This window comes from Pusillimonas sp. (assembly GCF_044464525.1).
Lineage (GTDB): Bacteria > Pseudomonadota > Gammaproteobacteria > Burkholderiales > Burkholderiaceae_B > Pusillimonas.
This window is the reverse complement of the sequence record NZ_JBIQLE010000026.1, coordinates 21520-37288: the sequence shown is the minus strand read 5'-3', so window position 1 is coordinate 37288 and position 15769 is coordinate 21520. Positions and strand designations below refer to the sequence as shown.

Below are 15769 nucleotides of genomic sequence, written 5' to 3'. Positions count from 1 at the left end.
CACAACGAGCTTAACCAACAACACTTACGCCCAATGGCCCGACTTGCGCGCCTTTACGCACCCAATACACCGCAATTGATCCAAGTGCGCTTCAATCGCAGCTTGGGGTCACCGCTAGAGCCGGCGCCGTCGGGAAAGCTCAATTTACTGGCTGACTGGCTGCGCGATGCCGCAAGCGAAGAAAAAGTACCGGTGCATGGCTGGGTCTTGCTCAATGACCGGCTCGTCCTGCTTTGTACTCCGCCCGCCAAAACCGGCACGGCCCGACTGGTACAGGCAGTCGGGCGGCGCTATGCCACACGCATTCAAAGGGGCCGCGCCTTCGCCGAGCGATATCGCAGCGCGCTGCTGCAACCCGACGCCTGGGTGCTCAAGGGCCTGATCTGGTTGGAACACCTGCCCGTCCAACTTGAATACGTCGATGAGCCGAGCCGTTGGCCTTGGTCGTCTGCGGCGCAACACACCGGCCAAGGACAGGCAGCCTTGCGATGGACAACCGAACATCCTGACTACTGGCGCTTGGGCAACACGCCCTTTGAACGGCAGGCTCGCTATCGCCGCCTGCTTGAACAGGGGCCCAGCGCAGCCCAAGCACAAGAGCTCGAAAGAGCGCTCTTTGGACAATGGGCCCTGGGCGATGAAGAGTTCCTGGCCCGAATTAACCATATGTCGAGCCGTCGGCTTGCACCCGCCAAGCGCGGCCGCCCTGCAAAATCGGCAAGACCAATCAAACTTGACGCACCACAACAAGAACCGTCGGATTGATCGCCGCGCAACGCCAACGACCATTTTGGCACAACCGGTTAAGCGTTTTCTTCTACGTGCGCATGGCGATTTCGCAACAATGGTGAAGGCATGCGCGATAGAAAATAAAAATAAATTTCCTTGCTTTTCAGGATAACAAATTTGTGCACTGCAACGAAGACGGCAAAAAACACGTTTTATTTCAAAAAAATTGGTACGTCCCCATTTACCTTCGAAAGTTCCTATACATGTAATTAATAGGGACGCACCCCATTAAAAAACGCTTGTCAGCAGGCTCTGCCACCGCTATTGTTTTTTCTCTACACCAGTTCATCTTGCACGCGCCCAATGTAGCGGAGCCACTCATGAAGCATTCATCGCAACCAGCGCCCGTCGTTACCGACGCGCAGCGCAACGGCCGGCCGTCCCCCCAGGGTTTGTACGACCCCAGAAACGAACACGATTCCTGTGGCGTGGGCTTCGTCGCCCACATCAAGGGCCACAAAAGCCACTCCATCATCCAGCAGGGGCTCAAAATCCTTGAAAACCTCGACCATCGCGGCGCAGTCGGCGCGGACGAGCTCATGGGCGACGGGGCCGGTATTCTGCTCCAGATTCCAGACGCGCTGTATCGCGACGACATGGCCGCTCAAGGCATAGAGCTTCCTCCTCCCGATGAGTACGGGGTGGCCATGGTGTTCTTGCCCAAGGAAACCGCTTCTCGTCTGGCCTGTGAGCAAGAGCTTGAACGCGCTGTACGCGATGAGGGCCAGGTCGTGCTTGGGTGGCGTGACGTTCCCGTCGACTCTGACATGCCCATGTCGCCGACGGTCAGGGCCGTCGAGCCGGTGATCCGGCAGTTGTTCATCGGCCGGGGCCCCGACATCATGGTCCCCGACGCACTTGAACGCAAACTGTACGTTATACGCAAAACCGCCAGCCATGCCATCCATCGCATGAACCTGGTACATGGCCAGGAGTATTTTGTTCCTTCGATTTCCGTGCGCACTGTAGTGTACAAAGGCCTGTTGCTGGCCGGCCAGGTGGGCCAGTACTACCTCGATCTGGCCGACACGCGCGCCGTCTCGGCGCTGTCGCTGGTGCACCAGCGCTTCTCGACCAACACCTTTCCGGCATGGCCGCTGGCCCACCCCTACCGGCTTATTGCCCACAATGGCGAGATCAACACCGTCAAGGGGAATTTCAACTGGCTGCGCGCCCGCGAAGGCATGATGCAATCGGCCGTGCTGGGCGAAGACCTGGCCAAGCTCTATCCCATTGTGTATGAGGGGCAATCCGATACCGCCACCTTCGACAATTGCCTGGAGCTGCTGGTGATGTCGGGCTATTCGCTTGCCCACGCGATGATGATGATGATTCCCGAGGCCTGGGAGCAACACGCGCAAATGGACGAAAGCCGCCGCGCGTTCTACGAATATCACGCCGCCATGATGGAGCCATGGGACGGCCCGGCCGCCATGGCCTTTACCGACGGGCGCCAGATCGGCGCGCTGCTCGACCGCAATGGCCTGCGACCGGCGCGCTATTTGGTGACCGACGACGATCTGGTCGTACTGGCGTCCGAAGCGGGTACGCTGCCCATTCCCGAACACCGTATCGTGAAAAAATGGCGCCTGCAGCCGGGCAGGATGTTCCTGATCGACCTGCAGCAAGGCCGCATCATCGACGACGACGAAATCAAAACCCAGCTTGCCAGCGCCCGGCCCTACCAGCAATGGATAGAACGGCTGCGCATCAAGCTCGAATCCTTGCCTGCTCCGCACCCCGCAGCCGCCACGGCGCCCACCGCTTCGCTACTGGATCGGCAGCAAGCTTTCGGCTGGACGCAGGAAGACTTCAAATACGTATTGCAACCCATGGCCGGCAACGGCGAAGAGGCCACCGGCTCGATGGGGAACGATACGCCGCTTGCCGTGCTGTCCAACCGCTCCAAGCCTTTCTATAATTATTTCCGGCAGTTGTTCGCCCAGGTCACCAACCCGCCCATCGACCCGATCCGCGAACAGCTGGTCATGTCGCTGGTGTCGTTCATCGGCCCCAAGCCCAACCTGCTGGACATCAACAACGTCAACCCGCCACTGCGGCTTGAGGTCAGCCAACCCGTGCTGGATTTCGCGGCCATGGCGCAAATCCGCAATATCGAGCAGATCACCGGAAACAAATTCCGCAGCATGGAGCTGGACATCACCTATCCGGTCGCCTGGGGTGCGCACGGCATAGAGGCCTGCCTGGCCGCCTTGTGCTCGAACGCCGCCGACGCGGTGCTTAGCGGCTACAACATACTGATCATCACCGACCACAAGACGGATGCCGAGCGCATGGCCATACCGGCCTTGCTGGCCACTTCCGCGATTCACCTGCACCTGATCCGCGAAGGGCTTCGCACCCGAACCGGCCTGGTGGTGGAAACCGGCTCGGCGCGCGAGGTTCACCATTTTGCCTTGCTCGGCGGCTACGGCGCCGAAGCCGTACACCCTTATCTGGCGTTCGAATCACTGGGAGTGATGCCGGACGCCGACAAGGCGATCCAGAACTACATCAAAGCCATAGGCAAGGGGCTTAACAAGGTCATGTCCAAAATGGGCATCTCGACCTATATGTCTTATACCGGCGCTCAAATTTTCGAAGCCGTGGGGCTGAACTCGGCCCTGGTCGAAAAATACTTTACCGGCACGCCCAGCAATATCGAAGGCATCGGCATATTTGAAATCGCCGAAGAAACATTGCGGGTTCACAATGCGGCGTTCAGCGACGACCCGGTGCTTGAAAATACGCTGGAGGCCGGTGGTGACTATGCCTTCCGCGTACGGGGTGAAGAACATATGTGGAACCCCGACTCCATCGCCAAGCTGCAGCACTCCACCCGCTCGAACAATTACTCCACCTACAAGGAATACGCTCAGCTCATCAACGATCAATCGCGTCGCCACATGACGCTGCGCGGCCTATTCGAGTTTCGCGCCGACCCCGCGCATGCCATCCCTCTTGGCGAAGTGGAACCGGCCAAAGAAATCGTTCGCCGTTTCGCAACCGGGGCCATGTCGCTGGGCTCGATCTCCACCGAGGCGCACAGCGTATTGGCGGTGGCCATGAACCGCATCGGCGGCAAATCGAACACGGGCGAAGGGGGCGAAGACGAATTGCGCTACCGGCCCGAAATGCGCGCCGGGAAAAGCACGATCAAGAAAGGCGACACCCTGGCATCCATCCTTGGCACCGAACGCATCGAGGCCGACGTCGCTCTTGCGGCGGGCGACTCTTTACGCTCGCGCATCAAGCAGGTGGCATCGGGCCGTTTCGGCGTGTCGGCGGAATATCTCAGCAGCGCCGACCAGATTCAGATCAAGATGGCCCAGGGCGCCAAGCCCGGCGAAGGCGGCCAATTGCCTGGCCATAAAGTGTCCGACTATATCGCCAAGCTGCGCTATTCAGTGCCAGGGGTCGGCCTTATTTCGCCCCCGCCACATCACGACATCTACTCAATTGAAGACCTGGCCCAGCTCATCCACGACCTGAAGAACGTCAACCCGCAAGCGGCCATTTCGGTCAAGCTTGTGTCCGAGGTGGGCGTGGGCACGGTAGCTACCGGTGTAGCCAAAGCCAAGGCCGATCACGTCGTCATCGCGGGCCACGACGGCGGCACAGGCGCTTCGCCCGTGTCTTCGATCAAGCACGCCGGCACGCCCTGGGAACTTGGGCTGGCCGAAACCCAGCAGACGCTCATCTTGAACAATCTGCGCAGCCGTATCCGCATCCAGGCCGACGGCCAGATGAAAACGGGGCGCGACGTAGTGGTGGGCGCGTTGCTGGGGGCCGATGAGTTCGGCTTTGCCACCGCGCCGCTGGTGGTGGAAGGCTGCATCATGATGCGCAAATGCCATCTCAATACCTGCCCGGTGGGCGTTGCCACCCAAGACCCTCAATTGCGCAAGAAGTTCACCGGCAAACCCGAGCATGTAGTCAACTATTTCTTTTTCGTCGCCGAAGAGGTTCGCGAGATTATGGCTCAGTTGGGCATACGCAAGTTTGATGACCTGATCGGCCGGGTCGACCTGCTCGACACTCGCGCTGGAATCGATCACTGGAAGGCCCAGGGGCTCGATTTTACGCGTGTCTTTCATCAGGTGAAGTCCGACTCCCCTCTTCGCCAAGTGCAAGACCAGGATCACGGCATCACCGGGGCGCTCGACCATCAACTGATAGAACGCGCGCGGCCGGCCATCGAGCAAGGCGAGAAGGTTTCCTTCATTACGCCGGTGCGAAATCGCAACCGCAGTATCGGCGCCATGCTGTCCGGCGTGGTGGCGGCGCGCCACGGCCACGAGGGCCTTCCCGATGATTCCATCCACATTCAGTGCAACGGCACGGCGGGGCAAAGCTTCGGCGCGTTCCTGGCACACGGCGTCACGCTGGACCTGGTAGGCGAAGGCAACGACTACGTCGGCAAGGGCCTTTCAGGCGGTCGCATCATCGTTCGCTCGCCCAATGATTTCCGCGGCTACGGGCCGGAGCACATCATCGTGGGCAACACCGTGCTGTACGGAGCGCTCAGCGGCCAGGCCTACTTCAGCGGGGTCGCCGGAGAGCGCTTCGCGGTACGCAACTCGGGGGCTTCGGCGGTGGTCGAGGGCACCGGCGACCACGGATGCGAGTACATGACTGGAGGGACCGTGGTGGTGCTTGGCGCCACCGGACGCAACTTCGCGGCCGGGATGTCGGGTGGGGTGGCCTACGTATGGGACCCTGAGGGCAGCTTCAGGCGCTACTGCAATCCATCCATGGTTCAGCTCGAAAAAGTACTCGGCCACGCCGAGCAATTCGAGGCCGACGAAAAAGAATTCTGGCATTGCCCCATGCGCGGCGCCGAACGTGAAACCGACGAAGGCATTCTGCGCCGCCTGATCGAAGACCACTACCGCTATACGGGCAGCTTCCGCGCACGCGACATTCTTGGCGACTGGAGCCGCTCGCGCGAGGCCTTCGTCAAGGTCATGCCAACCGAATACCGCCGCGCCATGAAAGAGCTGTGGGCTGCGGAAAACCTGCAACAAGTGGCAGCCTAGGAAGAACGCTATGGGCAAAATTACCGGTTTCATCGAATTCGAACGCGTCAACGAAACCAGCGAGGCGCCGCTGACCCGTGTCAAGCACTGGAGTGAGTTTGTCCAGTCTCTGAACGAAGAGCAGGCCAAGGTGCAGGGTGCGCGCTGCATGGACTGCGGCATTCCGTTCTGTACCACGGGGTGTCCGGTCAACAACATCATTCCTGACTGGAACGACCTGGTCTATCAACAGGAGTGGCGGGCGGCGCTCGATACGCTGCACTCCACCAACAATTTCCCGGAATTCACGGGCAGGGTTTGCCCCGCCCCGTGCGAAGCGGCGTGCACGCTCAACATCAACAACGACCCGGTGGGCATCAAGTCGATCGAGCATGCCATTATTGATCACGGCTGGCTGAAGGGCTGGGTGCAGCCGCAACCGCCCAGCCGCAAGTCGGGCAAGAAAGTGGCTGTGGTGGGTTCGGGCCCGGCAGGCCTGGCGTGTGCACAACAACTTGCTCGAGCCGGCCATGCGGTATCGGTGTTCGAAAAAAGTGATCGCGTCGGCGGCCTGCTGCGCTATGGCATTCCGGATTTCAAACTGGCCAAGTCGCACATCGACCGCCGTCTGGCGCAGATGGAGGCCGAAGGGGTCGAGTTCCACCCTTCCACCTACGTGGGCGAGGCGGGGCATGCCGCAGAAGGCCTGACAGTGCGCACACCGGCATCCCTGCACGAAGATTTCGACGCAGTGGTGCTGGCCGGAGGCTCGGAAACGCCACGTGACCTGACGGTGCCGGGACGCGAACTAGAGGGCGTGCATTTTGCGATGGACTTCCTGAGACAGCAGAACCAAGTGAATGCGGGCGCCCGCATTGACGGGCAAATATCGGCTAAAGGTAAGCACGTAATCGTGATCGGCGGGGGTGATACGGGCTCTGACTGCGTAGGCACCAGTATTCGTCAAGGAGCCGCCTCGGTGACGCAGTTCGAGCTGATGCCGCAACCGCCCGCCTCGGAAAACAAGGAGCTCACTTGGCCTGATTGGCCGTTGAAGCTTCGTACGTCTTCGTCACAGGAAGAGGGCTGCGAGCGTGATTGGGCGATATCGACAGTGGCGCTGGAAGGAACGGACGGCCAAGTACAGAAGCTGGTGGCGGTACGAGTGGAATGGACGCGCGATCCGGCTACGGGGCAAATGAAGATGCGTGAAGTCAAAGACTCGCGCTTCGAGATGCAGGCTGATCTGGTGCTGCTGGCCATGGGTTTTGTGTCGCCGGTCAAAGAGGTGCTTTCGGCGTTTGCTGTGGAGGTGGATGGCCGGGGCAATGCATTGGCAGATACTGAGCGCTACGCGACCACCGTTGATAAAGTGTTCGCGGCGGGCGATATGCGGCGCGGGCAGTCGCTGGTGGTCTGGGCGATACGCGAGGGGCGGCAGTGTGCCCGGTCGGTGGATGAGTTTCTGATGGGAAGTAGTACTTTGCCTCGATGAGGGTCCGGTTTTTGTTGGCTCCTGCGCCAATATAAGGAAATTGGCAGACCTTAAAAGCAGAATAGACTACTACCCCCGCGCATATCGTCCTAGACTGGTGCTCAACGAATGGGGTAATTGAGCGTATTGAAACACAACGGACAAAGAGCCGAATACAGTCTCGGACGCTCAACGTACAAATTACTAGAAAGCAGCAGCATCCATAAAACCAGACTTTCCGGAGGAGCATATGTTTCCCAAGAACGCGTGGTATGTAGCGGCAAAGAAGGAAGAGGTAGGATCCAAACCATTAGGACGAACCATCTGTGGCGAGAGCATCGCTTTTTATCGCGGGCTTAACGGTGAACCCTGTGCGGTCGAAGATTTTTGCCCTCACCGCGGAGCCGCGTTGTCGCTTGGCTATGTGGAAAACGGCAACTTAGTCTGTGGCTACCATGGCCTCGTTATGGGATGCAACGGCAAAACGGTCTCAATGCCCATGCAACGCACGCAAGGCTTCCCGCAAATTAAAAGCTATCCGGTAGCCGAGCGTTATAGCTTTATCTGGGTGTGGCCCGGCGATCCGGAAAAAGCGGACGTATCGACAATACCTTCGTTCGAATGGACAGACAACCCAGAGTGGGTATTTGACGGCGGTCTTTTCCATATCAAGAGCGATTACCGCCTCATGATCGACAACTTAATGGATCTCACCCACGAGACCTACGTGCACAGCGGTAGCATCGGCCAACCCGAGATCGACGAGGCGCCCGTCAATACAAAGATGGAAGGCGGCACGGTTGTCACTAGCCGTTATATGAACAACATCTACGCGCCACCGCATTGGCAGACGGCACTGCGCTCTAACGGCCTGCCCGATAAAGAGCGCGTCGACCGCTGGCAGATTTCTCGGTTCACCCTGCCCAGCCACATCATGATTGACGTTGGCGTAGCGCTGGAGGGTAATGGCGGCTACGAGGCCGATGCCAAATATAAAGCGTCGTCCACCGTCGTTAACTTCATTACCCCTGAAACCGAAACCACGCACTGGTACTTCTGGGGCATGGCGCGCAACTACAAGATCGACGATCCCGACTGGACACAAGCCGTCAAAGAAGACCAAGCGCGCATCTTTACCCAAGATATCGCCGTGCTCGAAGCTCAGCAACGCAATATACAGACTCACCCCAAGCGAGATCTTCTCATGCTGGGTATTGACGCCGGCGGCGTTCAAGCTCGTCGCATGATCGATCGCTTGGTCGAGGCAGAGCAAGAGCAAGTCGCGGTTGAGGCCTAAGCCAACACCAACAATTGCGGGAGCCAAGGCGCCAGACTGTCTGTCTTGGCGCCTGCGGTATGCCGCGCTTCGTTGCGTTGCGGATCGTTGTACCCGCTACACCTCGTTTTCTAGCTAGCGTAGTTGTTCGCTTAATCTTCCGGCTTAGCCATGCATGACGTTGGCATCGTAAAGGAGACTGGTCTGAAACCCAGTGATGCCGACGGTTTTCCAAGCAATCCCACCAACAGTAACCACTCTCAACACGTTTTAAAAACAGCGCGTGCAGTACGCTCACGTTCAGAGCACATAACAACACGAAGGAGACAAACCTGTGAAGAAACACCTAACGAAAGCACTTACCGTGGCTGCCTGCGTCATGGTAGCCACGTCGGTTTACGCCGCCCAAGAACCGTTTAAGATCGGTCTCATTACTTCGCTGACGGGGCCGTTTGCTTCTACCGGCAAACAGCACGAAGCAGGCGCCCGTTTGTACATGCAGATGCATGGCGATGAAGTGGCCGGACGCAAAATCGAACTGATTATCCGTGACGACGGCGGCATACAGCCCGAGGTCACCAAACGCATCGCCGGCGAGCTTGTCGTTCGCGATAAGGTCGATGCTTTAGCTGGTTTTGTGTTGACCCCGCTGGCTTTTGCAACCGCACCGGTTGCTTCCGAAGCCAAGGTACCTATGGTGGTGATGTCCGCCGCTACGCTATCCATTGTGGACCGCTCGCCCTTTATCGTGCGCACCTCACAAAACCTGCCTCAGACCACCGCTCCGATTGCAGACTGGGCCTACCAGAACGATATCAAGCGGGTGGTAACTTTGGTGTCCGACTACGGCCCGGGCCACGACGCGGAAAAGGTTTTCGTGCGCCGCTTCGAAGATGCCGGTGGCGAAGTCATCGAATCGCTGCGCATCCCGCTGCAAAACCCCGACTTTGCGCCGTTCCTGCAGCGCGTGCGTGACGCCAAGCCTGATGGTGTGTTTGTCTTTGTGCCCTCCGGGGTTGGCTCACCCCTTATGAAAGAGTTCGCCGATAGGGGGTTGACCCAAGAAGGCATTAGGCTCATCGGTACTGGCGATATGCTTGAGGACGACTTGCTGCCCAGCATGGGCCCCGAGGCCGAGGGCGTAATTACTGCGCACCATTACTCTGCCGCCCACGACTCACCGGAGAACAAAGAGTACGTCGAGGCCTTCAAGAAGTTAACCAACGGCAGCATGCGCGCCAGCTTTCAATCGGTGCAAGCCTATGACGGCATGCATCTGATTTATGAAGCCCTTAGAAAAGCCGGCCCCGAGGCAACTGGTGAAGAGCTGCTTGAAGCCATGAAAGGCATGAAGTGGGTCAGCCCCCGTGGCCCCGTACAAATTGACCCCGACACGCGCGACATTATTCAAGACATTTTCATCCGCCGTACGGAAAGGGTCGACGGAGAACTCTACAATATTGAGTTTGATAAATTCGAACAATTCGCGGGCCCGCGCGACATTTTGAAGGCCGCGAATTAATAGATTTCTACCGCGGTGGTTGTATGATTTAAACCTGCTAAAAACTGGCTATAGTCATCTACTCAATTAATCGGCATAGGGCGCAGTTCTCATGAGCTGCGCCCCTGCCACACCACCCGGCATGCGGGTCCGCTCCGGGCGGTTCGGGGGGCCGGGGGCCATGCGACCGCAATGCCCGCTACATGGCCTTTCCACCCCAGCATGTAGAGGCGCAGCTTGTCCACGAGCTCGCAAATAGCATAAAAGAAACAAATTCACACTCCCAAACCACAGAAGAAAGCCCGTTCCCAAAGACTCACGATACAATGCCCAGTTGATCATCAGGCCGGCATTTACATGGAACCCGACGCGAGCCAAAACACAGACCCGCTCCTCGACTTTTCAGGCGTTGCCCTTGGCTACGGAGATTTCACCGTGCTGCGGGACATCGACTTGCGCGTCCAGCGCGGCCAGGTTGTCGCCATGATGGGCGGTTCGGGGTCGGGCAAAACCACGCTGTTGCGCGGCGCCACCGGCCAGATTCATGCCCAACAGGGCGCCATCACCGCTTTCGGCCAGAACGTGGCGCAAGCGTCGCCCGACGAGCTGCGCAAGCTGCGTCAGCGCATGGGCGTGCTGTTCCAGCAGGGTGCGCTGTTTACCGACCTGGACGTTTTCGAGAACGTCGCCTTCCCACTGCGCGAGCACACTCAAGTTTCCGAAGCCCAAATCGTGGAGTGCGTGCTCGATAAGCTCAATGCAGTGGGCCTGCGCGCCGCCGCGCATTTGCGCATATCAGAGATTTCCGGCGGCATGGCCCGCCGAGTGGCGCTGGCACGCGCCATTGTGCTCGAACCAGAGCTAATTCTGTATGACGAGCCCTTCGCCGGCCTTGATCCCATCTCGCTGGGCATTACGGCCCAGCTTATCCGCGACCTGACTGATCGCCTGAATTGCGGGTCGGTACTGATTACCCACGATGTGATCGAATCTTTTGCCATCGCCGACCAGGTCTACATGGTGGGCCAGGGCAGGCTGCTGGCTTCGGGCGTCCCCACTGAAATGGCCGAATCGGCCGACCCTTATATCCGCCAGTTCCTTGACGGTCAGCCCGACGGGCCCATCGCTTTCCATTACCCCGAGACGCCCGCCTTCAAGCAGTGGCTGGACAAGCAGCGAGGCCGCCCATGAATCCAATCAAAGGCATACGCGCCATAGGCTCTTGGGTGACTAACTTCGTGTTCGGGCTTGGAGCGTTCGCCCGGCTGTTGGGGCTGATCCTGGCGCGCAGCGGCGCGGCCCTGCGGCGCCCGGGCCTGGTGTCGCAGCAAGTGCATTTCATTGGCAATTATTCGCTCATCATCATCGCGGTATCTGGGCTGTTTGTCGGCTTCGTGCTGGGCCTGCAAGGGTATTACACGCTCAACCGCTACGGTTCCGAAGAGGCGTTGGGGCTGCTGGTGGCGCTGTCGCTGACCCGAGAACTGGGCCCGGTTGTTACGGCCTTGCTGTTCGCGGGCCGCGCCGGCACTTCGCTGACGGCCGAGATCGGGCTGATGAAAGCCGGCGAGCAGATTGCCGCGATGGAGGTCATGGCGGTCGATCCTGTGCGCCGGGTCCTGGTGCCACGGTTTTGGGGCGGGGTCATCGCCATGCCCATCCTGGCGGCGGTTTTCTCGATGGTCGGCATTATCGGCGGATGGGTTGTGGGCGTGCTGCTTATTGGCATCGACCCGGGCGCCTTCTGGTCGCAAATGCAAAGCGGCGTGGACGTCTTCAAGGATGTGGCCAACGGCGTGGTCAAAAGCCTGATCTTCGGCATCGCCGTCACACTTATCGCCCTTTACGAGGGCTGGAACGCCCGGCCCACCCCTGAAGGGGTCGCCAAGGCCACCACCCGCACGGTCGTCAGCGGAGCGCTGGTGGTGCTCGGCCTGGACTTCCTGCTTACCGCTCTAATGTTCAGCAATTAACACGGAACAACCATCATGACGCGTGAAAAAACCGATTTTTGGGTCGGCCTGTTCGTACTGTTAGGTATCGTCGCCCTGGTGTTCCTGGCTCTGCGAGCCGGCAACCTCAGTTCGTTCTCGTTCAGCAGCAGCTATCAGGTGCAGGCGCATTTTGACAACCTGGGCGGCCTTAAAGTGCGTGCGCCCGTTAAAAGCAGCGGCGTCGTCGTCGGACGTGTCAGCGGCATTCAATTCGATAATCAGATGTACCAGGCATTGGTCACGCTTGATCTCAATGACGGTTACGAGTTTCCTGCCGATTCGTCCGCCTCCATTCTTACCTCGGGCCTGCTGGGCGAACAATACATTGGCTTGACGCCGGGCGGCGACGATAAAATGCTTGAGCAGGGCAGCCGCATACAATACACGCAAAGCGCAGTGGTACTCGAGGAACTGATCAGCAAGTTCTTATACAGCTCCGCCGATAAAGAAGGCACCGCGACACCCGCGCCCCAGCCTTAATCGATGGCATTCGACAAGTAACAGGCCAAGAACAATCATGGACAATAAAGCGATCAATACTGAAACCAAAGCGCGGCTTGGCCGACTCGCCTCCGCACTGGCGCTCGTGGGCGTCGTGGCGGGTTGTGCACATGTGCCCAACCCCAGCCCGCAAGACCCCTGGGAAAGCTATAACCGCAGCATGTACCAGTTCAACGATGCCGTCGACAAGGCGCTTTTCAAGCCGATCGCCACGGGATACCGGCAATTGACCCCGCAGCCGGCGCGAACCTGTATCCATAACATCTTCGCCAACATGGCCGACCTTTGGTCGTCGGTCAACAGCTTCCTGCAGGGGCGCGGACACGACGGCGTGAACATGTTCGGTCGTGTGCTGTTCAACACTACAATGGGCATCGGCGGCTGTATCGACGTCGCTTCCATGAACGGCGTCAAGCGCATCCCCAACGATTTCGGCGTCACGCTGGGCGTTTGGGGCTTCAAGCCGGGGCCTTACGTGGTGCTGCCATTCCTGGGCTCCAGCTCGGTGCGCGATGCCGGCGGCAGAGGCGCCATGACCTGGGCGGGAGCCTCCGCCTATACCCCCGTAATGGCCATCGACAACGTGCCGCTGCGCAACACCATCCTGGCCGTGGCCGCGCTCGACCTGCGTGAAAGCCTGCTCGACGCCGACGACCTGGTAGACCGCATCGCGCTCGATCGCTACAGCTTCATACGCGACGCCTACCTGCAGAGGCGTCAAGCGCTGGTCGAAGGCCAGTCGGTCGACCCCGACGCGCCTTATGGCAGTTTGCCTGATTACTCCGACGACGAGCTGCCAGACTATTCCGACGACGAGGATGCGCCCGCCGGCCCGGCAGCCGCTCCCGCTTCAGGTACTGCGCCCGCAGCGCAATAAACAGGAAACCGCATATGAATTTTTCGGCCTCAAGCTTTCGCAACAACCCTCTCTACCAATTCGGCTTTGCACTATTGCTGTCATTGGGCATCGCCCTGACGGCACAGGCCAAGCAGGCGGTCGATCCGCAGGCGGCGCCCAACGAGTTCGTTGAAACCGTCGGCAACAACGCGCTTCAGGCCCTACGCCAAGAGCCGGCCGCGCAACAAGGCGACCTGAACCGCATCAATGAACTGGTCAATGAATATGTGTTGCCTTACGTCAACCTCGAGAAGACCACGCGGCTTGCCGCCGGCCGCTACTGGCGCCAGGCCAGCGCGCAACAGCAAAAAGACCTGGTCGAGGCGTTCAAGGGCACTCTGATCCGCACCTACAGCGGCGCTTTGGCAAAAGTGGATGAGATCTCTTCCCTGCAGATACTGCCGTTTCGCGGTGACCCCGCCGCCGACGACGTCGTGGTGCGCTCAAGCTTGTCGCAGCGAAACGGGCCGGCCGTGGGCGTCGATTACCGTCTTGAGAAAACCCCCGACGGATGGAAAATCTACGACTTGAACGTCGAGGGCATCTGGCTGATCCAGAACTATCGCAACCAATTTGCCCAGCAGATCAACCAAAACGGCATTGACGGGCTGATCGACGCTTTAAACCGCCAAAATCAGTAGTTCTTCGCAGGCAGGCCAGTGGGCCGCCGCCGATCTATATAATAGATAGCTTGGCTCAATCACGAGCCAAGCTTTTTTTTATTATGTCAGCGCTTACTTTACACAACATCTCGAAGATCTATCCTCCGCAGTCGGCAGGGCTTGCGAAGCTGTTTTCGGCTTCCGCCTCGAAACGGCGCGGCTTTCAGGCCTTGAATGACGTCAGTCTCACAGTCGAGCCCGGCGAGTTCTTCGGCCTGCTCGGCCCCAACGGGGCCGGCAAGACCACGATGATCTCCATCTTGGCCGGTTTGGCACGGGCCACTTCGGGGTCGGCCAGTGTCTGTGGCTACGACGTGGTATCCGAATACAAACAAGCGCGCCGTTCGCTGGGCGTCGTGCCGCAAGAGCTGGTCTACGATCCATTTTTCACGGTTCGTGAAACCTTGCGCCTGCAATCGGGCTACTTCGGCTTGCGCAAGAACGACGACTGGATAGACGAAATTCTGCTCAATCTGGGCCTTACCGATAAGGCCGACACCAACATGCGCGCACTGTCGGGCGGCATGAAGCGCCGCGTGCTGGTGGCCCAGGCGTTGGTGCATCGCCCGCCCGTCATCATCCTTGACGAACCCACTGCGGGCGTTGACGTCGACCTGCGGCGCACGCTCTGGGAGTTCATTTCGCGCCTGAACAAAGAGGGGCACACCATCTTGCTAACCACGCACTATCTGGAAGAAGCCGAGGCGCTGTGCGGGCGTATCGCCATGCTCAAGAGCGGGCGTATCGTGGCGCTGGACACCACCCAGTCGCTGCTGGCGCGAGTGGGCGGCAACGACCTGGAGGATGCTTTCGTGCGTATCATGCATGGCGACAGCACTTTGGAGGTTCTGGCATGAGCACACCCATTACTGAACCCCAGGCAGGGCTCGGGTCGGGTTTTCCAACCTTGCTGCGCAAAGAGCTGTTGCGTTTCTGGAAGGTCGGCTTCCAGACTGTCGCCGCGCCCGTGCTGACGGCGCTGCTGTACCTGCTTGTGTTTGCCCATGTGCTCGAAGGCCGGGTTCAGGTGTACGGCACGCTTGCATATACGTCGTTCCTGATTCCGGGGCTGATGATGATGAGCATGCTGCAAAACTCGTTTGCCAACCCGTCGTCCTCGCTGATTCAAAGCCGCATCACCGGCAACCTGGTGTTTGTGTTGCTGCCTCCGCTGTCTCATCGCCAGATATTCAGCGCCTACCTTCTGGCGGCCATCGCGCGCGGGCTGTGCGTGGGGCTGGCCATCTGGCTCGTGGCGCTGTTCTTCACGGCGCTCCCCCCGCAAAACCCGGCATGGATCGTCGCATTTGCGATTCTGGCTTGCGGCATCATGGGCTCGCTGGGCATCATCGCCGGCCTGTGGTCTGAAAAATTCGACCAACTGGCGTCATTTCAGAATTTCCTGATTCTTCCGGCCACCTTTTTGTCAGGCGTGTTCTATTCCATACACAGCCTGTCGCCGTTCTGGCAAAAGGTGTCGTACTGGAACCCCATCTTCTACACCATCGACGGCTTCCGTTACGGATTTTTCTCCATATCCGATGTTTCGCCCTGGCGCAGCCTGGCGGTCGTCGCGGGCGTATTCGCCGTACTGTGCCTGTGCACGCTACGACTATTGGCCTCTGGCTACAAACTGCGGAATTAGGAGTCCACATC

General features: G+C 59.2%; 12 protein-coding genes. All 12 read left to right on the top strand.

The genetic code is table 11. From position 1 onward, the window contains the following. The first annotated feature begins 33 nt into the window (after positions 1–33). Positions 34–765, top strand: a complete 732-nt coding sequence (locus ACIY1O_RS13650) for a hypothetical protein (protein ID WP_397475644.1) — start codon at positions 34–36, stop codon at positions 763–765. Between the two features lie 344 nt (positions 766–1109). After that, complete coding sequence (locus tag ACIY1O_RS13645; RefSeq protein WP_397475643.1) at positions 1110–5828, top strand: glutamate synthase-related protein; 4719 nt, start codon at positions 1110–1112, stop codon at positions 5826–5828. Positions 5829–5838: 10 nt separating this feature from the next. Continuing rightward, positions 5839–7302: a glutamate synthase subunit beta gene (locus tag ACIY1O_RS13640; RefSeq protein WP_397475642.1), complete on the top strand. Its 1464-nt coding sequence runs from the start codon at positions 5839–5841 to the stop codon at positions 7300–7302. 229 nt (positions 7303–7531) lie between these two features. Beyond that, positions 7532–8578 carry an aromatic ring-hydroxylating dioxygenase subunit alpha gene (locus ACIY1O_RS13635; protein ID WP_397475641.1) on the top strand — a complete coding sequence of 349 codons (1047 nt, stop codon included), beginning with the start codon at positions 7532–7534 and terminating at the stop codon, positions 8576–8578. A 358-nt stretch (positions 8579–8936) separates the two neighbouring features. Then, positions 8937–10079, top strand: coding sequence for an ABC transporter substrate-binding protein (locus ACIY1O_RS13630; protein WP_397475656.1), 1143 nt, complete (start codon positions 8937–8939; stop codon positions 10077–10079). A gap of 336 nt (positions 10080–10415) precedes the next feature. Next, positions 10416–11249: an ABC transporter ATP-binding protein gene (locus ACIY1O_RS13625; protein WP_397475640.1), complete on the top strand. Its 834-nt coding sequence runs from the start codon at positions 10416–10418 to the stop codon at positions 11247–11249. Beyond that, entirely contained in the window at positions 11246–12031 is a 786-nt protein-coding gene (gene mlaE / locus ACIY1O_RS13620; protein ID WP_397475639.1) for a lipid asymmetry maintenance ABC transporter permease subunit MlaE, read from the top strand. The genes ACIY1O_RS13625 and mlaE overlap by 4 nt, the downstream gene beginning before the upstream one ends. Before the next feature lie 15 nt (positions 12032–12046). Next, entirely contained in the window at positions 12047–12532 is a 486-nt protein-coding gene (gene mlaD / locus ACIY1O_RS13615; RefSeq protein ID WP_397475638.1) for an outer membrane lipid asymmetry maintenance protein MlaD, read from the top strand. A 37-nt stretch (positions 12533–12569) separates the two neighbouring features. Continuing rightward, on the top strand, positions 12570–13430 hold the full coding sequence (locus ACIY1O_RS13610) for an MlaA family lipoprotein (protein WP_397475637.1): 861 nt from the start codon (positions 12570–12572) through the stop codon (positions 13428–13430). Positions 13431–13444: 14 nt separating this feature from the next. Beyond that, positions 13445–14092 (top strand): MlaC/ttg2D family ABC transporter substrate-binding protein, encoded by a 648-nt coding sequence (locus tag ACIY1O_RS13605; protein WP_397475636.1) that lies wholly within the window; start codon positions 13445–13447, stop codon positions 14090–14092. Between the two features lie 83 nt (positions 14093–14175). Beyond that, positions 14176–14970: an ABC transporter ATP-binding protein gene (locus ACIY1O_RS13600; RefSeq protein ID WP_397475635.1), complete on the top strand. Its 795-nt coding sequence runs from the start codon at positions 14176–14178 to the stop codon at positions 14968–14970. Further along, on the top strand, positions 14967–15758 hold the full coding sequence (locus tag ACIY1O_RS13595; protein ID WP_397475634.1) for an ABC transporter permease: 792 nt from the start codon (positions 14967–14969) through the stop codon (positions 15756–15758). Before ACIY1O_RS13600 ends, ACIY1O_RS13595 begins: the two co-directional genes overlap by 4 nt. The last annotated feature ends 11 nt before the right edge of the window (positions 15759–15769 follow it).